The 25,617-nt window shown below is 58.7% G+C and carries 27 protein-coding genes, 1 tRNA gene and 1 pseudogene; 18 read left to right on the forward strand and 11 right to left on the reverse strand.

What is annotated here, in order from left to right; all coding sequences use genetic code 11:
• The 4 genes from secD to queA all read right to left on the reverse strand — a co-directional run bounded on the left by secD (position 1) and on the right by queA (position 4,516).
• Positions 1-1,869 carry a protein translocase subunit SecD gene (gene secD / locus JOE29_RS18525; RefSeq protein WP_003421910.1) on the reverse strand — a complete coding sequence of 623 codons (1,869 nt, stop codon included), beginning with the start codon at positions 1,867-1,869 and terminating at the stop codon, positions 1-3.
• Positions 1,870-1,932: 63 nt separating this feature from the next.
• The gene (gene yajC / locus JOE29_RS18530) at positions 1,933-2,268 is read right to left on the reverse strand and encodes a preprotein translocase subunit YajC (RefSeq protein WP_002552468.1); all 336 of its coding nucleotides are present in this window, start codon (positions 2,266-2,268) and stop codon (positions 1,933-1,935) included.
• A gap of 53 nt (positions 2,269-2,321) precedes the next feature.
• Positions 2,322-3,437, reverse strand: a complete 1,116-nt coding sequence (gene tgt, locus JOE29_RS18535; RefSeq protein WP_177205322.1) for a tRNA guanosine(34) transglycosylase Tgt — start codon at positions 3,435-3,437, stop codon at positions 2,322-2,324.
• 14 nt (positions 3,438-3,451) lie between these two features.
• Positions 3,452-4,516, reverse strand: a complete 1,065-nt coding sequence (gene queA / locus JOE29_RS18540; protein ID WP_210079744.1) for a tRNA preQ1(34) S-adenosylmethionine ribosyltransferase-isomerase QueA — start codon at positions 4,514-4,516, stop codon at positions 3,452-3,454.
• A 117-nt stretch (positions 4,517-4,633) separates the two neighbouring features.
• Between queA and JOE29_RS18545 the strand changes: the two genes are divergently transcribed.
• The 5 genes and pseudogenes from JOE29_RS18545 to hopZ3 all read left to right on the forward strand — a co-directional run bounded on the left by JOE29_RS18545 (position 4,634) and on the right by hopZ3 (position 7,493).
• Positions 4,634-4,718: transfer RNA gene (locus JOE29_RS18545), tRNA-Leu, on the forward strand.
• Between the two features lie 196 nt (positions 4,719-4,914).
• Positions 4,915-5,094 (forward strand): annotated as a pseudogene (locus JOE29_RS18550) (Arm DNA-binding domain-containing protein); the annotation flags it as partial.
• Between the two features lie 46 nt (positions 5,095-5,140).
• On the forward strand, positions 5,141-5,395 hold the full coding sequence (locus tag JOE29_RS18555; RefSeq protein WP_235387512.1) for a hypothetical protein: 255 nt from the start codon (positions 5,141-5,143) through the stop codon (positions 5,393-5,395).
• A gap of 398 nt (positions 5,396-5,793) precedes the next feature.
• Entirely contained in the window at positions 5,794-6,261 is a 468-nt protein-coding gene (locus JOE29_RS18560; protein WP_024664423.1) for a type III secretion system chaperone, read from the forward strand.
• Complete coding sequence (hopZ3, locus tag JOE29_RS18565; protein ID WP_210079745.1) at positions 6,258-7,493, forward strand: YopJ family acetyltransferase; 1,236 nt, start codon at positions 6,258-6,260, stop codon at positions 7,491-7,493. The genes JOE29_RS18560 and hopZ3 overlap by 4 nt, the downstream gene beginning before the upstream one ends.
• 263 nt (positions 7,494-7,756) lie before the next feature.
• Here hopZ3 and JOE29_RS18570 read toward each other — a convergent pair whose 3' ends face one another.
• The 4 genes from JOE29_RS18570 to hrpL form a co-directional block, all read right to left on the reverse strand.
• Positions 7,757-8,086, reverse strand: coding sequence for a hypothetical protein (locus JOE29_RS18570; RefSeq protein ID WP_210079746.1), 330 nt, complete (start codon positions 8,084-8,086; stop codon positions 7,757-7,759).
• Between the two features lie 4 nt (positions 8,087-8,090).
• Positions 8,091-8,423, reverse strand: coding sequence for a hypothetical protein (locus JOE29_RS25505; protein ID WP_229699124.1), 333 nt, complete (start codon positions 8,421-8,423; stop codon positions 8,091-8,093).
• 184 nt (positions 8,424-8,607) lie between these two features.
• The gene (locus JOE29_RS18580; RefSeq protein WP_210079747.1) at positions 8,608-10,914 is read right to left on the reverse strand and encodes a type III effector HrpK domain-containing protein; all 2,307 of its coding nucleotides are present in this window, start codon (positions 10,912-10,914) and stop codon (positions 8,608-8,610) included.
• Positions 10,915-10,987: 73 nt separating this feature from the next.
• Positions 10,988-11,542: an RNA polymerase sigma factor HrpL gene (hrpL, locus tag JOE29_RS18585; RefSeq protein WP_004403098.1), complete on the reverse strand. Its 555-nt coding sequence runs from the start codon at positions 11,540-11,542 to the stop codon at positions 10,988-10,990.
• A gap of 241 nt (positions 11,543-11,783) precedes the next feature.
• Here hrpL and sctW point away from each other — a divergent pair, with 241 nt between their 5' ends.
• From sctW to JOE29_RS18650, 13 genes are all read left to right on the forward strand, one after another.
• Positions 11,784-12,890, forward strand: a complete 1,107-nt coding sequence (sctW, locus tag JOE29_RS18590; RefSeq protein WP_003421896.1) for a type III secretion system gatekeeper subunit SctW — start codon at positions 11,784-11,786, stop codon at positions 12,888-12,890.
• Entirely contained in the window at positions 12,890-14,977 is a 2,088-nt protein-coding gene (gene sctV / locus JOE29_RS18595) for a type III secretion system export apparatus subunit SctV (RefSeq protein ID WP_003339795.1), read from the forward strand. The genes sctW and sctV overlap by 1 nt, the downstream gene beginning before the upstream one ends.
• Before the next feature lie 33 nt (positions 14,978-15,010).
• On the forward strand, positions 15,011-15,985 hold the full coding sequence (gene sctD, locus JOE29_RS18600) for a type III secretion system inner membrane ring subunit SctD (protein ID WP_016567371.1): 975 nt from the start codon (positions 15,011-15,013) through the stop codon (positions 15,983-15,985).
• Positions 15,982-17,331 carry a type III secretion system ATPase HrcN gene (gene hrcN, locus JOE29_RS18605; RefSeq protein ID WP_004418817.1) on the forward strand — a complete coding sequence of 450 codons (1,350 nt, stop codon included), beginning with the start codon at positions 15,982-15,984 and terminating at the stop codon, positions 17,329-17,331. The genes sctD and hrcN overlap by 4 nt, the downstream gene beginning before the upstream one ends.
• A 2-nt stretch (positions 17,332-17,333) precedes the next feature.
• Entirely contained in the window at positions 17,334-17,780 is a 447-nt protein-coding gene (locus JOE29_RS18610) for a type III secretion protein (protein ID WP_210079748.1), read from the forward strand.
• Between the two features lie 6 nt (positions 17,781-17,786).
• Positions 17,787-18,359, forward strand: a complete 573-nt coding sequence (gene hrpP, locus JOE29_RS18615) for a type III secretion system protein HrpP (RefSeq protein ID WP_003383951.1) — start codon at positions 17,787-17,789, stop codon at positions 18,357-18,359.
• On the forward strand, positions 18,356-19,072 hold the full coding sequence (locus tag JOE29_RS18620) for a hypothetical protein (protein ID WP_024959578.1): 717 nt from the start codon (positions 18,356-18,358) through the stop codon (positions 19,070-19,072). Before hrpP ends, JOE29_RS18620 begins: the two co-directional genes overlap by 4 nt.
• Positions 19,062-19,463, forward strand: coding sequence for a FliM/FliN family flagellar motor switch protein (locus JOE29_RS18625; RefSeq protein WP_024959577.1), 402 nt, complete (start codon positions 19,062-19,064; stop codon positions 19,461-19,463). Before JOE29_RS18620 ends, JOE29_RS18625 begins: the two co-directional genes overlap by 11 nt.
• Positions 19,460-20,113: a type III secretion system export apparatus subunit SctR gene (sctR, locus tag JOE29_RS18630; RefSeq protein WP_210079749.1), complete on the forward strand. Its 654-nt coding sequence runs from the start codon at positions 19,460-19,462 to the stop codon at positions 20,111-20,113. The genes JOE29_RS18625 and sctR overlap by 4 nt, the downstream gene beginning before the upstream one ends.
• Before the next feature lie 7 nt (positions 20,114-20,120).
• Positions 20,121-20,387 (forward strand): type III secretion system export apparatus subunit SctS, encoded by a 267-nt coding sequence (gene sctS, locus JOE29_RS18635; protein WP_003339811.1) that lies wholly within the window; start codon positions 20,121-20,123, stop codon positions 20,385-20,387.
• Positions 20,388-21,182, forward strand: a complete 795-nt coding sequence (sctT, locus tag JOE29_RS18640; protein ID WP_003339813.1) for a type III secretion system export apparatus subunit SctT — start codon at positions 20,388-20,390, stop codon at positions 21,180-21,182. It abuts the gene before it with no gap.
• Positions 21,179-22,258, forward strand: a complete 1,080-nt coding sequence (gene sctU / locus JOE29_RS18645; protein WP_003421879.1) for a type III secretion system export apparatus subunit SctU — start codon at positions 21,179-21,181, stop codon at positions 22,256-22,258. Before sctT ends, sctU begins: the two co-directional genes overlap by 4 nt.
• A 171-nt stretch (positions 22,259-22,429) precedes the next feature.
• Positions 22,430-22,870: a DUF393 domain-containing protein gene (locus JOE29_RS18650; RefSeq protein ID WP_003339815.1), complete on the forward strand. Its 441-nt coding sequence runs from the start codon at positions 22,430-22,432 to the stop codon at positions 22,868-22,870.
• A gap of 88 nt (positions 22,871-22,958) precedes the next feature.
• On the opposite strand, the gene JOE29_RS18655 is transcribed toward JOE29_RS18650, so the two are convergent.
• Genes JOE29_RS18655 through sctC form a run of 3 tightly spaced genes read right to left on the reverse strand, consistent with a single transcriptional unit; the run spans position 22,959 to position 25,617 of the window.
• Positions 22,959-23,306, reverse strand: a complete 348-nt coding sequence (locus JOE29_RS18655; RefSeq protein WP_003314145.1) for a hypothetical protein — start codon at positions 23,304-23,306, stop codon at positions 22,959-22,961.
• A gap of 2 nt (positions 23,307-23,308) precedes the next feature.
• Positions 23,309-23,512: an HrpT family type III secretion system protein gene (hrpT, locus tag JOE29_RS18660; RefSeq protein WP_003314144.1), complete on the reverse strand. Its 204-nt coding sequence runs from the start codon at positions 23,510-23,512 to the stop codon at positions 23,309-23,311.
• A complete protein-coding gene (gene sctC, locus JOE29_RS18665; RefSeq protein ID WP_003421878.1) occupies positions 23,509-25,617 on the reverse strand; it encodes a type III secretion system outer membrane ring subunit SctC in 2,109 nt (702 codons plus the stop codon). The genes hrpT and sctC overlap by 4 nt, the downstream gene beginning before the upstream one ends.

A 25,617-nucleotide genomic window follows, 5' to 3' on the forward strand; every position in this document is an offset into this window, starting at 1 on the left:
TTAAATCCACAACTTCTTGAAGTCACGACCGCCGTAGATCAGGTTGACCATAGCGCGGGTCACCATGATGGCCGTGAACATCGAGGTAAAGATCCCGAGCGACATGGTCACCGCAAACCCTTTGACCGGGCCGGTGCCCATCGCAAAGAGAATGCCGCCGACCAGCAGCGTCGTCAGGTTGGCGTCGAGGATCGCCGTGTAGGCACGATCGAAACCTTCGTTGATAGCACGCTGAACCGTCATGCCGTTGGCGATCTCTTCACGAATCCGCGAGAAGATCAGCACGTTGGCGTCCACCGCCATACCCATGGTCAACACGATACCGGCGATACCCGGCAGGGTCAGTGTGGCACCCAGCAAGGACATCAAGGCCAGCAGCATGACCATATTGAGGGCCAGTGCCACGGTCGCGATCAGACCGAAGAAGCGGTAGATCGCCATGATGAACAGCGAGACGAACAGCATGCCCCACAGGGATGCATCGATACCCTTGGTGATGTTGTCGGCACCCAGGCTAGGACCGATGGTGCGCTCTTCAGCGAAGTACATCGGTGCCGCCAGACCACCGGCACGCAACAGCAGCGCCAGCTCGGAAGACTCACCCTGACCATTCAGACCGGTAATCCGGAACTGACTGCCCAGTGGCGACTGAATGGTCGCCAGGCTGATGATTTTCTTGTCTTCCTTGAAGGTCTGGACCGGCACGTCTTTTTCGACGCCGTTGACCATCTGTTTGGTGTAGGTGGTGGTCGGACGCTGTTCGATGAAGATCACCGCCATGCTGCGTCCCACATTGCTGCGGGTTGCACGGCTCATCAGTTCGCCACCGTGACCATCGAGGTTGATGTTCACCTGTGGACGACCATGCTCGTCGAAGCTGGCCTTGGCGTCAGTCACCTGATCACCGGTAATGATCAGACCACGCTCCACCGCCGCTGCCGGACGACCGCCTTCGCGGAATTCGAACATCTCGGTGGTGCCTTTCGAATCATCCGGGCCTGCACCCAGACGGAATTCGAGGTTGGCGGTCTTGCCCAGAATACGCTTGGCTTCGGCCGTGTCCTGCACACCCGGCAACTCGACCACGATGCGGTTGGCACCCTGGCGCTGAACCAGCGGCTCGGCAACACCCAGCTCGTTGACCCGGTTACGCACGGTGGTCAGGTTCTGCTTGATCGAGTATTCGCGAATCTCGGCCAGCTTGGCCGGCGTCAACGCCATGCGCAGCACCGGGATACCGTTCAGCTCGGCAGGCGTGATTTCGAAATCGGTAAAGGTCTTGCGTACCAGTGCACGCGCCTGCTCACGCTCTGCGTCGTCGGTGAAGCCCAGCTGAATCACATTGCCCAGCTGCGGCAGGCTGCGATAACGCACCTTTTCCTTGCGCAACAGGGATTTGACTTCGCCTTCGTAGACTTTCAGACGTGCATCGATCGCCTTGTCCATGTCGACTTCCAGCAGGAAGTGCACACCGCCGGACAGGTCGAGACCGAGCTTCATCGGGCTTGCACCCAGCTTACGCAACCAGGTCGGCGTGGTACGCGCCAGGTTCAGTGCGACGACATAATCGTCACCCAACGCCTTGCGCACGACATCCTTGGCTGGCAACTGGTCTTCCTGCTTGCTCAGACGCAACAAACCGCCCTTGCCATTCTCGGCCAGAGAAGAAGCCTTGACCGAGATGCCGGCATCGGCAAGCGCCTTGGCTGCACGATCCACGTCCGCCTGATTGACTTGCAGCGCAGTGCTTGCGCCGCTGATCTGGATGGCAGAATCATCAGGGTAGAGATTGGGTGCGGAATAAATAAAACCGACCACCAGCACCGCCAGGATCAGTACGTATTTCCACAGAGGGTATTTGTTCAGCATCACGCCGCCCGCTTAAAACGCGGGGCGCCTTGCGCGCCCCGTCGATGGGTAAAAAGTTGTTGCTCAGATCGCTTTCAGGGTGCCTTTAGGCAGAGTGGCCGCGATGGCGCCCTTCTGGATTTTCAGCTCAACGGTGTCAGACACTTCGATGACCACGAAGTCATCGGTCACTTTGTTGATCTTGCCCGCGATACCGCCACTGGTGACAACTTCATCGCCTTTCTGCAGGTTGCCCAGCAGGTTTTTCTGCTCTTTGGCACGCTTGGCCTGTGGACGCCAGATCATCAGGTAGAAGATGACCAGGAAGCCGACCAGGAAGATCCACTCGAAACCACTGCCCGCAGGACCGGCAGCCGGTGCAGCAGCATCCGCAAAAGCGGGAGAGATGAAAAAGCTCATTTGTCGCTCCAGTTACATAATTAGTATAAAAAGCAGGAAAAACTCGTTCTGTTTCAACCCAGAGGCGGCGTTGGAAGGCCGCGTTTGGCATAGAAGGCATCGACGAAGGCGGCCAATGTACCCTGTTGAATAGCCTCGCGCAAACCAGCCATAAGCAGCTGGTAGTGCCGCAAATTGTGGATTGTATTGAGCATGCTCCCCAGCATTTCCCCGCACTTGTCCAGGTGATGCAGATAAGCGCGCGAGAAGTTCTGGCAGGTGTAGCAATCGCAGGTCGGATCCAGCGGCGTATTGTCGTAGCGATGGAACGCGTTACGGATTTTCAATACACCGGTATCGGTGAACAGATGGCCGTTGCGGGCGTTGCGGGTCGGCATCACGCAGTCGAACATGTCGACGCCACGACGCACACCTTCGACCAGATCTTCCGGCTTGCCTACACCCATCAGGTAACGAGGTTTGTCTGCCGGCATGAGGCCTGGCAGGTAGTCCAGCACCTTGATCATCTCGTGCTTGGGTTCGCCCACCGACAGACCGCCAATCGCCAGACCGTCGAAACCGATTTCGTCCAGGCCTTCCAGCGAGCGCTTGCGCAGGTTCTCGTGCATGCCGCCCTGAACGATGCCGAACAGCGCGGCAGTGTTTTCGCCGTGGGCGATCTTGGAACGCTTGGCCCAGCGCAGCGACAACTCCATGGAGACACGTGCCACATCTTCGTCGGCCGGGTACGGTGTGCATTCGTCGAAGATCATCACCACGTCCGAACCCAGATCACGCTGGACCTGCATGGACTCTTCCGGCCCCATGAACACCTTGGCACCATCGACCGGCGAAGCGAACGTCACGCCCTCCTCCTTGATCTTGCGCATGGCGCCCAGGCTGAACACCTGAAAGCCGCCGGAGTCGGTCAGAATCGGCCCCTTCCACTGCATGAAATCGTGCAGGTCGCCGTGGCCCTTGATGACTTCGGTACCCGGACGCAGCCACAGGTGAAACGTGTTGCCCAGAATCATCTGTGCACCGGTCGCCTCGATATCACGGGGCAGCATGCCCTTGACCGTGCCATAGGTGCCCACCGGCATGAACGCCGGGGTTTCCACCACACCACGCGGAAAGGTCAGCCGACCGCGACGGGCCTTGCCATCGGTGGCCAACAACTCGAAAGACATACGACAGGTGCGACTCATGCGTGATCCTCTGGTGCCGATTCCTGTGGGGCCGTCGGCGCGGGATTGCGGGTGATGAACATCGCATCACCGTAACTGAAGAAGCGGTAGCCGTGCTCGATGGCCGCCGCGTAGGCCGCCATCGTCTCGGGATAACCGGCGAACGCCGAAACCAGCATCAACAGCGTGGATTCAGGCAAATGGAAATTGGTCACCAGGGCATCGACCACGTGAAACGGCCGGCCTGGGTAGATGAAGATGTCGGTATCGCCGCTGAACGGCTTCAGTTCGCCATCACGCGCGGCACTCTCCAGCGAGCGCACGCTGGTGGTCCCCACTGCAATCACCCGCCCGCCCCGTGCACGACACGCCGTCACAGCGTCGACCACGTCCTGGCCAACTTCCAGCCATTCGCTGTGCATGTGGTGATCTTCGATCTGCTCGACGCGCACCGGCTGGAACGTCCCAGCGCCGACATGCAGGGTGACGAACGCGGTTTCTACACCCTTGGCGGCAATCGCCTCGAGCAGCGGCTGATCGAAATGCAGGCCGGCAGTCGGCGCAGCCACAGCACCGGCACGCTGCGCGTAAACGGTCTGATAGCGCTCGCGATCCGCACCTTCATCCGGACGGTCTATATAAGGAGGCAACGGCATGTGGCCGACACGCTCCAGCAACGGCAGCACCTCTTCGGAGAAACGCAGCTCGAACAGCGCATCGTGCCGCGCCACCATCTCGGCCTCGCCACCGCCATCGATCAGAATCGACGAGCCAGGCTTGGGCGACTTGCTCGAGCGAACATGCGCCAGCACCCGATGACTGTCCAGCACGCGCTCGACCAGAATCTCCAGCTTGCCGCCGGAATCTTTCTGCCCGAACAGGCGTGCAGGAATGACCCGGGTATTGTTGAACACCATCAAGTCGCCCGGGCGCAAATGCTCGAGCAAATCGGTGAATTGACGATGTGCCAGCGCGCCCGTCGGCCCATCGAGGGTCAACAGACGACTGCTGCGACGCTCGGCCAGCGGATGGCGAGCAATCAGGGAATCGGGGAGTTCGAAGGTAAAGTCAGCGACGCGCATGATCGGGTTCGTTTAGCAGGGCCGGGAAGTTTATCCGGTTTGACGGCATTAGTAAAAAACCTGCGTAAATCCCTGTTGACCAACAGAAAACTCATCCTTATACTTCGCCGCCATTGAGCCCTGATGGCGGAATTGGTAGACGCGGCGGATTCAAAATCCGTTTTCGAAAGAAGTGGGAGTTCGATTCTCCCTCGGGGCACCACATAGCAGTATCCAGAGGTCCCAACCAGACCCGGAACACCAGATAAACCGGCCCACGAGCCGGTTTTTTTGTGCTCAGCTTTCCCAGCGAATCCCTTGTAAGCCCAGTTTATTGTGAGTAGATCGAGTTCGGTCCAGATTTCTACTCACACTCTGACGGGAAAATCCCCCGCCAGCGCCAGCCCAGAGGGTTTGTCTTGGCTCTCACTGACACAGCCGTTCGTACCGCAAAGCCCCGCGAAAAACTCTACTGTCTGACGGATACCGCTGGCCTTTGCCTTGAGATCACACGTGGCGGCTCGAAGCTTTGGCGGTTCCGTTACCGTCTCGGCGGCAAAGCCAAAATGATGGGGCTTGGCGCCTACCCCACCGTGACGCCCGCCAGCGTCACCGAGCCTGTGGGGTACGCCGGTAGTTGTCACCATGGGAATGCCCGAGGGTAAAGCGCTGATTCTCGACACCACCACCGCCATGAGCATCACCAAACCTGAAACGCTACCCAAGCCGATTCAGCGAGCGCTAAACCAGATCGCTCACAGCCGGCCCCTGCTCTACCAGGCAGCCTGCCGCGATCAGATCCGGAAGGAAATCGACACGCTACTGGCCAGAGGCATGAGCCATCAGGACGCGATCGAGCCGCTGCGGGCCTGCCCGCCGACTCTCGACCCGGACTACTAGGCCAAGTGGTTGCCAACCCCGCCGATTTGGTACGAAAACAGCGATTCTGGCAGCGAATGAGCGATTCAAGGCGCTGAAAAACGCCGTTTACGGATTCACTGAAGAGCTTGCTAGGCTAGACCGGTTAGTAATGCCCTAGCTGGCGTCGCCAAGATTCCGGCCATTACAACAGCTGAAATCAGTTCAGCTTAACGTACTTTAAAATCCTTTTTCTAAGGCGCCCCCTAAAAGATCTTTCATTGAGTCGATCAATGCCTGGGGAACTGACTGAAGGCCTCAACCACTCAACGATCAGTAATAGAGCACCGGGCCAGCCGGACAGGACCTGGCCATGACAGGGCGAGGTTTGGCCTCGATAGCGGCTGGTGCACATTTTCCTGACCTGCAGAGTTCCGATTATGACGATACAAGACTTGCTGAATGCGTTGGCGATAAGGCTTGAAAGTGGACCGCTTTCTCTGGATGCGAATCACCTGTGCTGTCTGAAGGTCAACGAACTGGACATGACGCTGGAACGGATTGAACAGCAAAATACGCTGTTTGTTTATCTGTGCGTGGGCACGCTTTCTACTCCAGCCAGCAGCACACTTCTGAGCGATATTCTGGCCGCCAACCTCTTTCATTACGGCTCCAGCGATGGTGCGGCCTTCGGGCTGGACGAAAAAAATAATGAAGTGCTGCTTTTTCAGCGGTTTGATCCGTTACGGATTGATGAGGATCACTTTGTCAGCGCCTGCGTTCAGATGATCGAAGTGGCGAAAATATGGCGGGCAAAGTTACTGCATGGCCATTCTGCTCCGCTCGCCTCCTCAACCAGGCTGACGAAAGCCGGTTTAATGCTAACCATGGCGGGGACTATTCGATGAATATCTCAGGTCCGAACAGACGTCAGGGGACTCAGGCAGAGAACACTGAAAGCGCTTCGTCATCATCGGTAACTAACCCACCGCTACAGCGTAGCGAGGGCAGACGTCTGCGACGTCAGGATGCGCTGCCAACGGATATCAGATACAACGCCAACCAGACAGCGGCATCACCGCAAAACGCGCGCGCGGCAGGAAGATATGAATCAGGGGCCAGCTCATCCGGCGCGAATGATACTCCGCAGGCTGAAGGTTCAATGCCTTCGTCGTCCGCCCTTTTACAATTTCGCCTCCCCGGCGGGCGGAACCATTCTGAGCTGGAAGATTTTCATACAATGATGCTGAATTCACCGAAAGCATCACGGCGAGATGCTATACCTGAGAAGCCCGAAGCAATACCTAAGCGCCTACTGGAGAAGATGGAACCGATTAACCTGGCCCAGTTAGCTTTGCGTGATAAGGATCTGCATGAATATGCCGTAATGGTCTGTAACCAAGTGAAAAAGGGTGAAGGTCCGAACTCCAATATTACGCAAGGAGATATCAAGTTACTGCCGCTGTTCGCCAAAGCGGAAAATACAAGAAATCCCGGCTTGAATCTGTATACATTCAAAAGTCATAAAGACTGTTACCAGGCGATAAAAGAGCAAAACAGGGATATTCAAAAAAACAAGCAATCGCTGAGTATGCGAGTTGTTTACCCCCCATTCAAAAAGATGCCAGACCACCATATAGCCTTGGATATCCAACTGAGATACGGCCATCGACCGTCGATTGTCGGCTTTGAGTCTGCCCCGGGGAACATTATAGATGCTGCAGAAAGGGAAATATTTTCAGCATTAGGCAACGTCAAACTCAAAATGGTAGGAAATTTTCTTCAATACTCGAAAACTGACTGCACCATGTTTGCGCTTAATAACGCCCTGAAAGCTTTTAAACATCACGAAGAATATACCTCCCGTCTGCACAATGGAGAAAAGCAGGTGCCTATCCCGGCGACCTTCTTGAAACATGCTCAGTCAAAAAGCTTCGTGGAGAATCACCCGAAAAAAGATACCACCGTCACTAAAGACCAGGGCGGTCTGCATATGGAAACGCTATTACACAGAAACCGTGCCTACCGGGCGCAACGATCTGCCGGTCAGCACGTTACCTCTATTGAAGGTTTCAGAATGCAGGAAATAAAGCGAGCAGGTGACTTCCTTGCCGCAAACAGGGTCCGGGCCAAGCCTTGACTCACGTCCTCTGAAAAAACGCGCCTTATGGTTGGCGCGTTTTGTCCGAGGACAGGTGTTCGAGAAGAATAAAGGTTGTCACCTCAAGAGGCAGGAGGAACGAGTCGAGGCTCGGCTTGCTCAGCAAACGAAAAGCTGGAGTAACGGGTTTGGCCAGCCCCCCTATTGGAGCCGGGGCCGTGTATCGCGGCCTCAGCTCCACTGCAAGACGAATCAGGTTATAGAAAGACGTGCGTCACTTTGCTGAAAGAGCGCCAACGCTGTCAGGACTGCCGAAGAAAAGTCCGCAGATCACGCACACGCAACTCCGCGTTTATATCCTGTAGCGCCTCAAGACTCAGCGTATTCAAGGGCGCACCATTGGACATTTCCGAGACCTGATCAAGAAGATTCTTGCGAAACCTGTCAACAGCTGACGCATCCAGATACTCGGCTTTCTCTTTCTTGCTTATTTTCAGCCTTACAAGCAGATCTTCAGGCAGCTTTATATTCTTGAGCTCACATCCCAGAGACAGCGTTACAAGATCGCCAAGGCTTCTGATCTCCACTTCCTCGATTGCCACCGTCTGCCTCCCCGGCCAGGCGATGCTCATTTGCCTAGTACATAAACCTATTATTCTTGCCCGGTATAGAGGTACTGATCTCATGGGCAGAAAGACCTTTGACTTTTTCGAATCCGAAAACCAAGGGCACCACCGTCCCACGATTCAGCAGGCTGTTAAAATGCGGATCAGGCCATCGGGCCACTCCTACTAACGCCTGCTGGCAAGGCATCAATCCGCTCACTTGGGGCCCCTGAAGCTCACCGCACCTTGGCGTCCTGGCTCGTTGATGGACAGAGGATGCCTCTGGAGAGTTTGTATATGATGCGCGAAAGCTGTCCGAAGAAATGACAGATGCTTTTGACGATACGCAACTCTTCGGGCTCACCTTTTTTAACTGTTTAATTTAATGTCAGGCCTGACAAAAGGCCGATATTTGTCAAATAGCCTCGGTTTTTTAGCGTCTAGCGCTAACGCTGTCCATAAACTTTCATGCGGCCGATTAAACAGCTCACACGGATCTGTAGAAATGAAGGCTCAGCATTCAAGGCGTCTGAGCCGATTCAATTCAATCAATGCGCCCTGTCAATCCCGAACTGATCCAGCACCGGGTCAACATTATGATCAAACGCCTTCTGCGCCTTGTGCTTTTTGACTGCGTCGATAATCGCCGAAATACCAAAACCCAAAGCCATGGCACCGTCGATGGCCCAGCCGATGACCGGGATAGCAGCACCCAGCGCTGCGCCTGCGGCAAGCCCTGTGGCTTCACCGGCAACCAGACCGACAGCGCGGCCGATCATCTGTCCGCCCAGACGACCAAGACCCGCGGACGCCTCGCGGCCCATCATTTTCGCGCCGGTGTCTATGCCGCCCTTGATTGCCTCCGCGCCCAACCTGGAGCTGTCGATGATGCCTTGAGCAGCGCCCAGCTTGTCACCGCTGGCGAGCCTGTCAGATACTGACGCAAAGCCCATGACCGAGTTGAATGCCTTGCCTCCGATACCTTGCTCGGCGAGCTGCTCGGCCAGCGAAGGGCCGCCCTCTTCATCGGTCTTGCCCTCCAGCAACTTGCGGCCTTTTTTGGAGTTCTGCAGTTCGGACAAGGTGCTGGCCGTGTAGCTCTCACGCTCATCATTAACGAAATCAGCGGGGAGCACGCTTTCATACGCCGCTTTCTGGTTATCTGCGGTTTGCAAAGACTCGCCGGCGTCAGACTTTTTCTGGCCAAGCAGTTGTTTCAGAGCGCCCCCCTCGCTGAAATTGCGAACGTAGGAGTCGGCGATCTTCGTTTGCAGTTCATCAGACTGGTTGTTGAATACTTGCTGGGCAGTGGGCACCTGGGTATCGGGAAACAGGTCTTTTTGCAGTTGCAGTTGAGCCGACAGGCCGGTGATGGCGCCGCTGTAATCGGGGTTGGGGTTGTGTTTGTCGACGGCCTTGTCTGCGGTTGCCATGTCGGCTTGCAAGGCCTTTCCGCTGTTGACGTTTTGAGCCTGCTCAGTCACGGCCTTCTGCAGCGCCGAATCGCTGCGAACCAGGCTGCGCTCCTGCTCGGGAATGCTTTTGTTGAGGTACTCCTGAACGTCTGGATCCTCTTGCAACCGGGCAATTCGGTCGTTAAGGCCCGCCTCGGTCTTCTCGGTATTGCGCAAATCCCGCCCGGCTATCACGCTTTGCTGGGTCTGCTGCAACTTGATCATCACAGCGGCTTTCTGCGCGCCTGTGTAAGCCTCGGGCTTCTCGAAAACCTGAGCATTGAGTTTGCTGATATCGATACCGGCTACCGAATTCAACGTCGCGGCATCGCTGAGCATGCTGGCGAACTGGCCACCATTTTTGGGGGCGCTCTTCCTGATCCACTCGCTCATATTGGACGCATCGAACACCTGGTCGGGGCTATGCGCAGCCTTCTTGCGCCCGGTCAGACCGGCTTCATCCACCTGGCTGAGGAAGCCCGCCTGCGACCACATGTTGCAGGACTGTTTGAGCGTACCTGACAACCCGGGGTTACTTTTAATCAGCGCTTTCAGACCCTCGGCGCTGACATTACCATCGACATCGGTTTTGTCCGCCGCCCCGACGGCATGATGAGGGTCGGCTGCCGTCGCCAACGGCATATTGGCGCGCATCACCGCTGCGCTGCGTACCATTTCAAGGGATTGAGGATCGGCGCCGGGGTTATCTTCCATGTACTTGGCCACGTCCTTGTCGGCATTGTCGGCCGCCTTCTCCATATTTTTGGCGAACGCCTTGAGGTCTTTGTTGGTGATTTTGCCATCCGCATTACCGCCATCCTTGCCGACGTCCACCGCCGTCTTCAACGCAGGGTTGGCATTGATGAACGCCATCGCCTTTTCGGCATTGGGACCATCCTCTCTGGCCATCCACGCTGCGGCGATGGGCCGGTTGAGTTCTTTGGCCGCCTGCTCGCGTTCTTCGGGCGGCAGGTTGGCAACCATCGGCTCCCAGCGCTTGAGCGCCTCGGGCGAAGAATATTCGGAGTTATCGAGAAACGCTGCATCGGTAGCGCTTGGGGCATTCGCCGGGCTGGAGGCCGCCGTGGATGCCGAGCTCGCTGTGGCCGAGACCGATGTCATCGGGGACACCTGATCACCGTCCTGATCGACGCTGGAGGTGCTTTCACTGCTGCTGCTGCGAGTCAGCAGACTCATCAGCGATGAACCGCTTTGCTCGGTTACCGAAAAGGAAGAGGGGCTGTCGTTGGCCTGGCCGAACTGCACAAAAGCCTGACCACCACCTGCGCTGCCCTGCGTAAGCGAAGCTTTGGCCAATGGCGTCTCAGCAGCCAGTTCGCCAGAGGTGGGTTGATTCACGATGCTGCCGAGGGCAGGACTGGGAGAACTGGATATACGCATGGTTGCCATCCAAGTGGTGAGGGATGGCAACTGTGTGGTTTTGCGCGCAAGTTGGTTCCAGACAGATATTCACTCAGGCGAACGGGTCTATGTGTTGCTTGAGCTGCACCCGTGCCCGGGACAGTCGGGAGCGGACGGTGCCGATAGGAACACCGAGCATGTTGGCGGTTTCCTGATAATTGCCATCCATTTCCAGAGAAACTTCCAGAACCTTCTGCATGTTCGTCGGCAGGCAGTCGATGGCCTCTATGACGCGTGCCAGCTGTCGGTGCCCGTCTACCTGATGGGTGATATCGCCGTTCGACTCCAGGTCCGTATGGACCTCGTCTTCCCAGCTTTCCTGATAGGGCTGACGATACATTTTGCGAAAGTGATTACGGATCAGATTCAGCGCAATGCCACACAACCAGGTTTGCGGTTTGCTGGCGTGCTGAAACTTGTGCTCATTGCGTAACGCCTCGAGAAACACGCATTGCAGGATGTCATCCACATCATCAGCGTTCTTCACCCGCTTCTGGATGAACGCTCTGAGCATCTGGACCTGATCGGCCGTCAATTGCCGGATACCGGCGGACGACGATGGTTGGCGTGGTTCGGTTGCATCAAGGATCACAAGATTCGGGAGCATGGGCTTGCCTCAATTGATGGAGTGCAAGTCCTATAGCGATAACCATGCCAGTCCAAAAATAATCATAACCACATGATTTATATAAATATTTTAAAATGTGAAATTCTTTGTAATACATTTTTTTGCGCAACATGATTTTTAGCTCTGCAGCTTTTGGCACAAACGCATGAGCCTTCGGCACCAGGGAACCGAACCGGGCCAACGACCCACTCAGCGGTCACACCAGGCCCAGAATCGTCCTATGAAAATTGTCGCCCCGCCTACATTGCCCATTCGTCCGGTAGCGCCAATCCGCGCCATCACACCGGCTGCGCGAGCGATTCCCGGCAGCGGGTTGCCTGATGAAAAAGGCACCTCGTCACTGCAGGTTTCGCGCTTCGCTGCGGCTCTGGTGCAGCACAGCCGGATATTGCGTGAGCGAGAACTGATCGCGAGCAGGAACGCGTTGCAGTCGCGGGCCGTCAAGCTGGGCGAGCTTTATCAGTTGCTGATGAGCACCAGCGACACCGGGCTGGATAACGCCGCCAGACTGCTGCGCAAAAAACTGCTGCAGGACAACGACGCCGATCTGGAACAGGTTCTGGAATTCGCTGACGGCGACGCTGCCAAGGCTCACGTGGTGTTGCAGGCAGCGCGCAAACAGGCAGAAGACGATGGGGCTGAAGCAGAATATGCAGCGCTGACCCAGACGCTCAAACATCTGCGCCGCCGATTCGGCCCGCGCGCACGCGCCGGTATCAATACCGCAAGAGCCTTCGGGCGCCAGAACATCGATAACAAGCGCCGCACGGCCTTGCGCAATCTGTATGGCGTAGCGGTTTCCGGACAACCCAACGTCACGGGCTTGATCGAAGCCTTGATTGGCGAGCAACAGGAACCCGGCGAGTTCGACCTGAACCTGCGCGACATGCGCATCGCCATCGCCGACGATCTTTCGGCGATTACCCCGTCGGCTTCTCATGAACAACTGCGCACGCTGATGCATGGCCTGACCACCGCGCGCCATGTCACTACGCTGTTGCGCGGCTGCGAACACCTGCTGGGGCGCATGCGCAAAAAGAATCCCAAACTGACGGTGGACCCACCGGCCTTCCTCAAACACATGCTGACCCTGACGGCCAATGGCATGAATGTGAATCAGACCTTGCAACTGACCCAGCACATCGGGGGCAACAGGCTCGAACACCAGTTGGCGTTTCTCAATGGCCTGCGGCCGATGCTGATGCAGTTGCCGATCCTGCTCTGGCGGGACCTGAAAAGCCGTCAGGCCGCGCTGAATAATCTACTCACGCTGATGGCCGAGCTCACGCATAAGGAACAGAAGCAATTATACGAGGGGCTTGCCTGATGAACCGGGTCATCAACTTTCTGAACATGGTCGCGCTGTCGGCCATGCGCCGCTCGGAACTGGTCGGTGCGTTTTTTGTGATCGCCATCGTGTTCATGATGATCACGCCGCTGCCCACCGGCTTGATCGACGTGCTGATCGCCGTGAACATCTGTATTTCCTGCCTGCTGATCATGCTGGCGATGCACCTGCCCAGGCCACTGGCGTTCTCGACCTTCCCTGCCGTGCTGCTGCTGACCACGATGTTTCGCCTGGCCCTGTCGGTGTCTACGACGCGGCTGATTCTGCTCAACCAGGACGCCGGGCACATCGTCGAGGCGTTCGGGCAGTTCGTGGTGGGCGGCAACCTGGCGGTGGGTCTGGTGATCTTCCTGATCCTGACGGTGGTCAACTTTCTGGTGATCACCAAAGGCTCGGAACGGGTCGCCGAAGTCGGCGCGCGTTTTACCCTGGACGCGATGCCCGGCAAGCAGATGTCCATCGACAGTGACCTGCGCGCCAACCTGATCACCGTCCACGAGGCCCGTAAACGACGCGCCGAACTGAACAAAGAAAGCCAGTTGTTCGGTGCGATGGACGGCGCCATGAAGTTCGTCAACGGCGATGCGATCGCCAGCCTGATCATTGTGGCCATCAACATGATCGGCGGCATATCCATCGGCGTGCTGCAGCACAACATGGCAGCGGGCGACGCCTTGCAGCTGTATACCGTGCTGACCATCGGTGACGGCCTGATCGCCCAGATTCCTGCGCTGCTGATCTCCGTCACCAGCGGCATGATCATCACTCGCGTGCCCAACACCGAGGCAGGGGCGGAAGCCAATATCGGCCGCGAGATTGCCGAGCAGATCACCAGTCAGCCCAAGGCCTGGATCATCGCCTCGGTGGCCATGCTCGGCTTCGCTGCACTGCCGGGAATGCCGACCGGTGTGTTCATCACCATCGCGATTATCTGCGGTGCCGGTGGACTGCTGCAGTTGCAACGGGCAAAACCCAAGGCCGATGAGCAACGTACAGCCGCTGTGGCGCCAGAAATGAACGGCAAGGAAGACCTGCGTACCTTTTCCCCCAGCCGGCAGTTTGTGCTGCAATTCCATCCCGGCCAGGACAGCGCGCAGATCGAAGCGCTGGTCAGCGAAATACGCAAGCGCCGCAACCGTCTGGTGGTGCAGTACGGCCTGACCCTGCCTTCGTTCATCATCGAGCATGTCGATGACATTGCCCCGGACGAGTTTCGCTTCACCGTCTATGACGTACCGATGCTCAAGGCCACCTTCACGCAGAGCCATGTCGCCGTGGAAGCACGCCAGCTGGCAGGCGAAAACCTTCCGGCGGCCATCCCGGGCAACACCGACCGCCAGGAAGATCAATGGGTCTGGCTGCCGGCCGAGCAGTCTGGCGACTTGAACCCGGTCAGCTCCACGACCCTGATCATCGAACGCATGGAGCGCACATTGCAGTCCTGCGCGCCGCAGTTCATCGGCTTGCAGGAAACCAAAGCCATCCTCAGCTGGCTAGAGTCCGAGCAACCGGAACTCGCTCAGGAAATGCAACGGGTCCTCACCCTGACGCGCTTCTCGGCCGTCCTGCAACGCCTGGCCTCGGAGCGTGTGCCGCTGAGGGCGATCCGGGTCATTGCCGAAACCCTGATCGAGCACTGTCAGCATGAACGCGATACCAATGTGCTGACGGACTACGTACGCATTGCGCTCAAGTCGCAGATCTACCACCAGTACTGCGGTGCCGAAGGCCTGCAAGTGTGGCTGCTGACGCCGGAAAGCGAGGGGTTGTTGCGGGATGGCCTGCGCCAGACGCAAACCGAAACATTCTTCGCGCTGAGCAACGAGATCAGCCAGATGCTCGTGCAACAGCTGCACATTGCCTTCCCGGTACGAGCTCCCGAACAGGCGGTTCTGCTGGTGGCACAGGATCTGCGCAGCCCTCTGCGTACCTTGTTGAGGGAGGAGTTCTACCATGTACCCGTACTATCTTTCGCGGAAATCAGCAATGCGGCCAAGGTCAAGGTCATGGGTCGATTCGACCTTGAAGACGATCTCGAGCCGCTGGACAACGAGCATGCTGCTTGAGCCTGCAAGGCCTGAACGCACGGAGACTTTCAGATGTTTGAATTACGCGTACTGAACGGCCAGCACCAAGGCGCGGCATTACCGCTGATCGGTGAGCAATGGTCGATTGGCTCTGCCGGACAACACGATCTGGCGCTGGACGATGCGGGCGTGGAAAGCCTGCATTGCCGCCTGCAACGTGTCGACGACAACTGGACACTGAACGCTGAACAAGGCGCGGTCTGCGACGAACAGGGCAACGCCCGGCCGAGCATCGACCTGACGCTCAACAACGCCTTCATGCTGGGTTCGGTGTGGCTGTGCGTTTCGTCTGCGGGCGATGAATGGCCCTCCGTGCCCGCCGTGATTCCCAAACAGCCTGAGGCCGAATCCGGGCCGGCACGCAACGACGTGCCGCTGGAGAAGGTCAAGTCCCGCTCGCAGTTTCTCAACCGCACCACGGGCATCATCGCCGGGCTGCTGGTGGGCGTCATCGGCAGCGCCTGGAGCCTGACCCGCCCGCCCGCTATTGCGATGGATCAGAGCCCGGCACACCTGGCGGCCGCCACGACAGAGGCCTCGCCCGATACACCCAAGGCGCCAGCCAGGGCTGCAAACCCTGTGACCGACAAACGCATACGTCTGAGCAGCGCGGATGACGTCCGCCACCAGTTGAGCACCATGCTCAGCGACCGCCTGCTGACTGATGTCAGCGTAGAAGAGACGCCCGACGGGCTGGTCCTCAACGGCGATCTGAAAGAAGAATCGCTGCTGGTCTACCAGCGCATGCTTCAGCGCTTCAAGACCCTGTACGACTCGCCGGTAACCGTTCTGGACAACGTGGGCAGCAATCGCAACACCCTGCCCTTTGTGGTGGTTCAGATCATGACCGGGCCGCATGCGCATCTGGTGACTGCCGACGGTCGACGGGTTTACGTAGGTGACGAAGTGGATGGCCTGCGCCTCACCCGAATCGATAATCAGCGCCTGCAATTCGACGGTAATCGCCATATCGAGGTGAACTGGTGAATGCAGCACTGAACCTGTGGAAAGACGCGCACGCCAAGCGTTTGAGCCAGTACTGCGCGGTGCGCGTCATTGGCCGCGTCAGCGCCGTGCGCGGAATTCTGCTGGAGTGCAAGATTCCATCGGCCAAGGTCGGCGATCTGTGTGAAGTGAGCAAAGCCGACGGCTCGTTGCTGCTGGCCGAAATCGTCGGCTTCACCCAGGAATGCACGCTGCTCAGTGCCTTGGGCCCACCCGACGGTATTCAGGTCGGCGCACCGATCCGCCCGCTGGGCGTGGCACACCGGATCGGCGTCGATGACAGCCTGCTCGGCTGTGTACTGGACGGTTTCGGGCGCCCGCTGATGGGCGATTGCCTCGGCGCTTTCGCCGGCCCCGAGGACCGCCGCACGACTCTGCCGGTGATCGCCGACGCCCTGCCCCCGACCCAGCGACCGCGTATCACCCGGGCGTTACCCACCGGGATACGCGCCATCGACAGTGCGATTCTGCTCGGCGAGGGCCAGCGTGTCGGGCTGTTCGCCGGAGCAGGCTGCGGCAAGACCACGCTGATGGCCGAACTGGCGCGCAACATGGATTGTGACGTCATCGTTTTCGGCCTGATTGGCGAACGGGGCCGCGAACTGCGCGAGTTTCTCGACCACGAACTGGACGAAACCCTGCGCCGCCGCTCGGTGCTGGTCTGTGCAACATCCGATCGTTCCAGCATGGAGCGCGCCCGCGCTGCGTTCACCGCGACCGCCATCGCCGAAGCCTTTCGCGCCCGAGGCCAGAAAGTGCTGTTGCTGCTCGACTCGCTGACCCGCTTCGCCCGCGCGCAACGGGAAATCGGCATTGCTTCGGGCGAGCCGCTGGGGCGCGGCGGTCTGCCACCCTCGGTGTACACCCTGCTGCCACGCCTGGTGGAACGCGCCGGGATGAGCGAGAACGGTTCGATCACCGCGCTTTACACGGTGCTGATCGAACAGGACTCGATGAACGATCCGGTCGCCGACGAAGTGCGCTCGCTGCTCGACGGGCACATCGTACTGTCGCGCAAACTGGCCGAACGCGGGCACTACCCGGCAATCGATGTGTCAGCCAGCATCAGCCGGATCCTGAGCAACGTCACCGGTCGCGAACATCAACGGGCGAACAATCGCCTGCGCCAGTTACTGGCTGCCTATAAACAAGTGGAAATGCTCCTGCGCCTGGGTGAATACCAGGCCGGGGCCGACCCGGTCACCGACTGTGCCGTGCAACTGAACGAGGCCATAAACGCGTTCCTGCGCCAGGACCTGCGTGAACCCGTGCCGTTGCAGGAAACCCTCGACAGGCTGCTGCAACTCACCTCTCAACTGCCGGAGTAGCCATGGACGAACCACTGGAAGACGACCCGCAACAGGTCGCTCTGCAGCAGGTGATCGGTCTGCTCACGCCATTACGCCAACACCGTCAGGCCAGTGCCGAGCGGGCCCATCGCCAAGCGCAGTTGGAACTGAAATCGATGCTCGACCACTTAGCAGAGACAAGGGCGTCGCTGAATCAGGAACGCGACAACCATAAGCGCCGCCGCGAGAGTCTGTCCCATGCGCATTTGCAAAAGACGCTCAGCCTGACTGATGTCGACGGCTGGCACGAAAAGGAAAGAACCATGCTCGACCGCCTGGCTTACATCCGCCAGGACGTGCAGCAACAGCAAATGCGAGTAGCTGAACAACAGGCGTTGCTTGAACAGAAACGGCTGCAAGCCAAGGCGTCTCAGCGCGCGGTCGAGAAACTCGTCTGCATGGAGGAGACGCTCAACGAAGAAGGTTAAGTGACGATGACCGCACCGATCAAAACCCCTGCCAAAGCGCCACCCGCGCCGAGCGCCCCGCCAGCCACCTCGCGCCCCCTGCCTTCGCTGCGTCAGCCCGCCAGGTCCGATGACCAGCCACCAGCCTTTACCGGAGCACCACGGGGCGATGTGCAGAAGGTTCGTTTCGCGCTGAACCGTTCAGTGGCCGACAGCCCGATGAGCGCCGACGGCATGTTCTTCTCGCAACTGCTGATACCGCAGGTAGGCGAAGAGCCGGATCAGCAGGGCTTCGGAGGCAGCGGTGTGGCCTTCTCTGCACAGTCCGAAAACGTACCGACTCAGCTGATCGACGAGCTGGCGCAGCGTTTGCCCGATCAGCCGGACGGTCCGCTGGCGTTCAGCCTGCTCATGCCCAATCTGGGCAGCGTGCGGGTCAACGCCAGCAAATCCGAAAACCGCTGGAGCATTCAACTGGGCTTTGGCCGACGTGACGTTCTCAAGCGCTTGCAGGGCCAGGTCGGCGCATGCCGGGAATCGCTGGCGCAGGCACTTGGCCAGGACGTCGAGCTGGACATGCATGAAGACTTCACAGCATGAGCGCCCTGCGTCTGCGCAAGGTCGACGCTCTGCTGGCCCAAGCCACACGCGCACTCGGCGCCGGACGACGCCTGGGCTTCAGCGCCCGCGGTTGGCACGCCGAACTGAGCCTGCTGCCGCAGCACGAAGACGCGCGGATACCGGCAGACGGTGTCTGGTTGAATACGGCGGTCGGCCCCTTGTTGCTAAGCGATGCCGAAGCGTTGCTCAGCCTGCTGGGCGAAGTGCCCTTAACGCTCGGCGGCGAGTACCAGGCCTGGTACTGGCAGTTATTCAACCAGCGCCTGAGCCCGGTGATCGCCGATCTGCTGGCGCCTGTTGCGCCGTTTTCAGACGCACCGACCGAGCCAGCCATCGGCTGCAGGATTCTCGTGCGACTGGGCAGCGAACGACTCGATGCCCACCTGCACGCCGCACCCGCCACCCTGCTCAGGCTTCTGGGTTCGGCTGACTGGCAAGTCTTGAATCGTAACGTGGACGAATCCTGGTCGGTGGCGACACCACTGATCGTCGGCGAACTGTCACTGACTCGGGAACAAATCGCCTCGCTACGCCCCGGTGACGTGGTGCTACCCGCCCGCTGCCGGTTCGACAGCGCCGGACAAGGGTCCGTGACACTCGCTGGACGTCAATGGGCGGCCCGCACCGACCAACAGGCCCAGCATCTTTTTCTGCAGCTCGGTCATGAGGAGCACAGTCACCATGAGTACTGAAGATCTGTATCAGGACGACGTCGAGATGCTCGACGACTATGAAGAACCGGTGCCTGAACAGGCTGATCAGCAACTGCGTGACGACGAGCATGCCGAGCACGCATTCGGCTATGCGGACAGCGAAGCGGAGCATGAAGAGGCGTCGGGAGAACACAACGAGTCGCCGATGCTCGACTCACTGGAGCTGGCCCTGACCTTGCGCTGCGGCGAGCTCAGACTGACCCTTGCCGAACTGCGCCGACTGGACGCCGGAACCATTCTCGAAGTCAGCGGCATCGCGCCAGGCCACGCCACGCTGTGCCATGGCGAGCAGGTGGTTGCCGAAGGCGAGCTGGTCGACGTCGAAGGCCGCCTCGGTTTGCAGATTACCCGGCTGGTGGCGCGCTCATGATCATGGAGGGCGTCAACCCGATCATGCTGGCGCTGTTTCTCGGCTCGCTGTCGCTGATCCCGTTCCTGTTGATCGTCTGCACCGCCTTTCTGAAGATCGCCATGACGCTGCTGATCACCCGCAACGCGATCGGCGTTCAGCAAGTGCCGCCGAACATGGCGTTGTATGGCATCGCCCTGGCCGCGACGATGTTTGTCATGGCCCCGGTGGCGCACGACATACAGCAGCGGGTTCATGAACACCCGCTGGAACTAAGCAACGCCGACAAACTGCAGAGCAGCCTCAAAGTGGTCATCGGGCCGCTGCAACGCTTCATGACACGCAACACCGACCCGGATGTCGTAGCCCATCTGCTGGAAAATACCCAGCGCATGTGGCCCAAGGAAATGGCCGATCAGGCCAACAAAAACGATCTTCTGCTGGCGATCCCGGCCTTTGTGCTGTCGGAGCTGCAGGCCGGTTTCGAGATCGGTTTTCTGATCTATATCCCTTTCATCGTCATTGACCTGATTGTCTCCAACCTGTTGCTGGCACTGGGCATGCAGATGGTCTCGCCGATGACACTGTCGCTGCCGCTCAAACTGCTGCTGTTCGTGCTCGTATCGGGCTGGTCGCGTCTGCTCGACAGCCTGTTCTATTCCTACATGTGAGGCGGTCATGGAAGCGTTGGCGTTGTTCAAGCAAGGCATGTTTCTGGTCGTCATCCTGACCGCCCCGCCGCTGGCCGTTGCGGTGCTCGTGGGTGTGGTCACCTCGCTGCTGCAGGCACTCATGCAGATTCAGGATCAGACATTGCCCTTCGGCATCAAACTGGGGGCCGTCGGACTGACCCTGGCCATGACCGGCCGCTGGATCGGCGTCGAGCTGATCCAGTTCATCAATATGGCCTTCGACCTGATTGCACGCTCCGGGGTCAGTCACTAAATGCCCTTCGACGCGCACAGCGCCTTTCAATTCATGCTGGGCATGGGACTGGCAATGGCACGGCTGATGCCCTGCATGCTGCTGGTGCCAGCCTTTTGCTTCAAATACCTGAAAGGCCCGTTGCGTTATGCCGTCGTGGCGGTGATGGCGATGATCCCGGCACCGGCCATCAGCAAGGCTCTGGAGTCCCTCGACGACAACTGGTTCGCAATCGGCGGCCTGCTGATCAAGGAAGCGGTACTCGGCACGCTACTGGGGCTGTTGCTGTATGCGCCATTCTGGATGTTCGCCTCGGTGGGCGCGCTGCTCGACAGCCAGCGCGGTGCGCTCAGCGGCGGCCAGTTGAACCCGGCGCTGGGCCCTGACGCCACGCCACTGGGCGAACTGTTTCAAGAAACCCTGATCATGCTGGTAATCCTCACCGGGGGGCTGTCGCTGATGACTCAGATCATCTGGGACAGCTACAGCGTCTGGCCTCCGACGGCCTGGATGCCGGGCATGAACGCTGGCGGCCTGGATGTCTTTCTGGAGCAGTTGAACCAGACGATGCAGCACATGCTGCTGTACGCCGCGCCCTTCATCGCGCTGCTGCTGTTGATTGAAGCAGCGTTCGCGATCATCGGCCTGTATGCGCAACAGCTGAACGTTTCGATCCTCGCCATGCCAGCCAAGAGTATGGCCGGCCTCGCTTTTCTGCTGATCTATCTGCCGACGCTGCTGGAACTGGGCACAGGTCAATTGTTGAAGCTGGTTGATCTGAAGTCGCTGCTGACGCTTCTGGTGCAAGTGCCGTGAGCGAAAAAACCGAAAAGGCCACGCCCAAGCAACTGCGCGACGCGCGGGAAAAGGGTCAGGTCGGGCAGAGTCAGGACCTCGGCAAACTGCTGGTGTTGATGGCCGTCAGTGAAATCACTCTGGCCCTGGCTGATGAAAGCGTCAGCCGACTGGAGGCGCTATTGTCGCTGTCCTTTAAAGGCATCGACCGCAGCTTTGCCGCATCGGTCGAGCTGATCGCCAGCGAAGGCCTCACCGTACTGCTCAGCTTCACCTTGTGCAGCGTCGGTATAGCGATGCTGATGCGCCTGATCAGCAGCTGGATGCAGATCGGCTTTCTGTTCGCGCCCAAGGCGCTGAAAATCGATCCCAACAAGATCAACCCGTTCTCCCACGCCAAACAGATGTTTTCCGGGCAAAACCTGCTCAACCTGCTGCTCAGCGTTCTCAAGGCCATTGCCATCGGCGCGACGCTGTATGTGCAAGTCAAACCTGTGCTGGGCACCCTGGTGTTGCTGGCCAACAGCGATCTGACGACCTACTGGCATGCCCTGGTCGAGCTGTTCAGGCATATTTTGCGAGTGATATTGGGGCTGCTGCTGGCGATCGCCATGATCGACTTCGCCATGCAGAAATACTTCCATGCGAAAAAACTGCGCATGAGCCACGAAGACATCAAGAAAGAGTACAAGCAGTCGGAAGGCGACCCCCACGTCAAAGGCCATCGTCGGCAACTGGCCCAGGAGATCCTCAATCAGGAGCCCAGTGCTGCGCCCAAGCCTGTGGAAGATGCCGACATGCTGCTGGTCAACCCGACCCACTATGCGGTGGCCCTGTATTACCGACCAGGCGAAACGCCTCTGCCTCTGATTCATTGCAAAGGTGAAGACGAGGAAGCCCTGGCATTGATTGCCCGCGCCAAAAAAGCCGGCATCCCGGTGGTGCAGAGCATCTGGCTGACCCGGACGCTGTACCGCTCCAAGGTCGGCAAATACATCCCCCGCCCCACCCTGCAGGCTGTCGGCCACATCTACAAAGTGGTTCGGCAACTGGACGAAGTCACCGATGAAGTGATTCAGGTCGAAGTCGAGCTGTGATGGCTGTTTAGCCACAGGCGTACTTCCGGCCAGGTCACCTGAACCGACGTCATCTGGTGAGCGTCGAAACCCGCATGAATAACCGACAGAGTCACACCGGGCCGCATTGCCCATTGTCGGCCTGGATGTTTGCGACTACCTTGTGCACAACCGGTACGGGACACAGCATCGATGCACAAGATAACCCATTGGCCCCTGACCCTCTATTTCGACGGTGAATGCCCACTCTGCGCGCGCGAAATCAAGATCCTGCGTGCGCGCGCCAAACCCGATCGCCTTCGTTTTGTCGATATTAGTGGTGAAGCGTTTGATGCCGGATCTGTGGGGTTCACACTTGCGCAGATGGAATCATCATTGCACGCCCGATTTGACGATGGGACATGGGTCACAGGCCTGGACGCTACGCTCTGGAGCTGGCGAGCAGCAGGGCTGGGTGTCTGGGCTGCACCGTTGTCATGGCGCTTGACCAGGCCGCTACTTGATATTGGCTATCGTCTTTTTTGTCGCTGGCGTCCGCATTTGGCCTGGTTGCCCCATCCGGATGGCAGTGCTCGCTGCCGGGGTGACCGCTGTGCAGTGTCGAAAACCGACCGAGCTCCGCACGACCAGTGACTGCCTGACGCTTGTAGATTGCATCTGCGCAAAAAAAGACCGCCCCATCTGCACTGGAGCGGTCTTTTTTTCATGCGGGTGTTATCTCTTAAACCAGATGATCCAGGCCTGCCAGTATCAATTCGTTTCGCCGGATATCGTCGAGGTTGGTGACGGCATGGGGGGCGTCGCTCACCGCGTGCCATACGACGAAATCACGCCGCATATCCAGGAACAGAAAGTAGTCATTGAATCGTTCGGCTTCTGAGAACCTCAGTTGCAGCGCCTCTCTAAGTTGTTCGGGACGCAGCGCTCGCCCCTCGATGTGCAGCGCAATGCCCCAGTCATGATGCTCGCGCCGGCTGACAAAAGAGACTCCGTTTGCCACCGGCCACACCGCGGGACTCTGCGCCGCAACGTTGTAGTAGAACGCTGTTTTCTCCTCGACCTCGATCATGTCTAGTCCCTTAACTTCACGACGGTGTAATCGCGCTCGTGGTCTTGATCATCAAGACCGTCACGCATGTCCGGAGGCCACCAGATGACCAGTTCACGGCTGGTGGAGTCCGGGCGTTTGCAGGCAGTTCCCGAACAACCGTGGGTGGCGCACCCGGTCAGGGTAGCGAACACCACCAACACGACTGCAACGCTGCTGATCTTCATGGCTTTGCCCCCCGGAGCAGTGATGGCCGACTCTCTTTGGCCATTTTTGATATCTGTGGCTGACGTACCGCGATATACACTTCGCTCTCCTCGCCCGGTTGCAGCCATGCGTGGGGCCAGGCGGCGACGCCGATGACCCAGCGACCACCGCAGCGACTCTCGTCGATGCGCACCGGTTTGTCGGTATTGTTACGCGCTACCACAACGGCCACACCCCAGTCCTTGCGTGCATACCATTGCGAGCGCTGGCCATCGAGGGTCAGGCCCTGACCCGGGTCACACAGGCTGTCGGTTTCAAAGGGCAGTGTTTCGCCGTCATGCATACCCTCTGGCGCAGCGCCATCGACCATCTGCGTGAAGACTTTCTGAATGTCGCCGCGGGTAGGCAGCTCACCGCCGTCACGCCGTTCCTTGATCCTTTTCATCTGGTCATCGACATCGTGAGGGTTGCCGTTCTGCACATAGCGAGCCGGGTTGACCTGGTCGCCAATCAGTCTTGGCGTCAGAATGAACAGGCGCTCGCGCTGGCTCAGTTCACGGCTGCGGGACTGGAACAGCAGCTTGCCGACGTAGGGGATATCGCCCAGCAACGGAACCTTGTGGATCTTGTCGTTGGCTTCAAGGCCATGGAAACCGCCTATGACCAGTGAACCGTGTTCGGCTATGACGGCCTGGGTACTGACATTGCCTTTGCGCACACTTGGCTGCGTGTCATTGATGTCGGAGATGTCGATCTGACCATCCTCGATATCGACGATCAGTTGCACCTGAGGCTTGCCATCGTGATCCAGCGAGCGCGGAGTCACCTGCAGACTGGTGCCAGCGGTGATGGGCTCTATATTGGCCACACGTTCCGACGTCGCAGTGAGGTATTCGGTGCGACTGAAGTCAATCACGGCCGGCTGGTTTTCAAGGGTAAGAATCGATGGATTGCCGATCACCGAGGCTGAGCCGTTACCTTCCAGCGCATGCAGTTCGGCAGCGAACTTGCCGGCGTTCTGAATGAACAGGGTGGAGCTGGTGCCCGCGTCGAACATGTTGGCACCCCCGTTGACACTCCCGGCATTGAAGTTCCAGCGGCTGGACAGTTCTGCCAGCTCGTTGCGATCGATGTCGAGAATCACGGCGTCGATTTCGATCAGGTTGCGCGAAACATCCAGCTCTTTGATGAGCTTTTCGTACATGGCCTTGCGTGAGGGCAAGTCATAGATCAGCACAGCATTGTTACGGACATCGGCCGTTACGCGGATGTTGGCCCGACCGCCAGAGCGGCTTTTTCCACCACTTTTGCTGCCGCCTCCGCCGCCATAGTGCAGTACCTGATCGAGGCCCTGCTCCAACGCATTGGTATCGAGGCCGCTGGAGCTCATCGGCAGACTCGGAGCGTCCGGGGCGCCACCGCCCGCCAGACCGTTACCGCGACCGCCTCGCCCCAGCAGATCCATACCATTGATGGACCCGCCATGAGAACGGGTATCCAGCAAATCCTGGAGAATGCTGGCGACACCGGCGACCACCAGTTGTTGATCGCGATAGCGAATGGTGCGGTCCGCGGCACTGGCGTATTTGAGCGGAAATACGATGATGTCCTGCTTGTCGCCCTTTTCAGGTGCTTCGACTTTCTTGCTGTAATCGCGCACCAGTTCCACATATTTTGCCGGGCCGCGAACCAGAACCACGCCTTCGTTCGGCAGTACACCCCAACCAAAGCGCTTGTCCAGCAGCCCCACATCGGTCAAAGCAGTCTGCAGGTCATCTACCGCGTCGGATGACACTTCGATGCGTGCCGAGGTGTGCTCGCTAGAGGGGCTGACGTACAACGTGTCGTTATACACAAACCACTGGAAGTGATATTCCTGGCCCAGACGGTCGAGAAACTCTTCCGGGCTCTGAGCGCGTATCCGGTCATCAAGGACCCCGGGAATGGGCGGCATATCCAGCGCCATGCCGAATTCTTTGGCGAAGTCGGCCAGCGCTGTCGCCAGCTCGGTCTGCCGGGCATCGTAGGCGTAAGCCGTATGTTTCCAGGCTTCGGGGGTCACCGCCCACGTGGCGGGGGACAGCCCGATCAACAATAAAGGCAACCACATCAAGGCCTTGCGCAT

Source organism: Pseudomonas sp. PvP009, assembly GCF_017832995.1.
Lineage (GTDB): Bacteria > Pseudomonadota > Gammaproteobacteria > Pseudomonadales > Pseudomonadaceae > Aquipseudomonas > Aquipseudomonas syringae.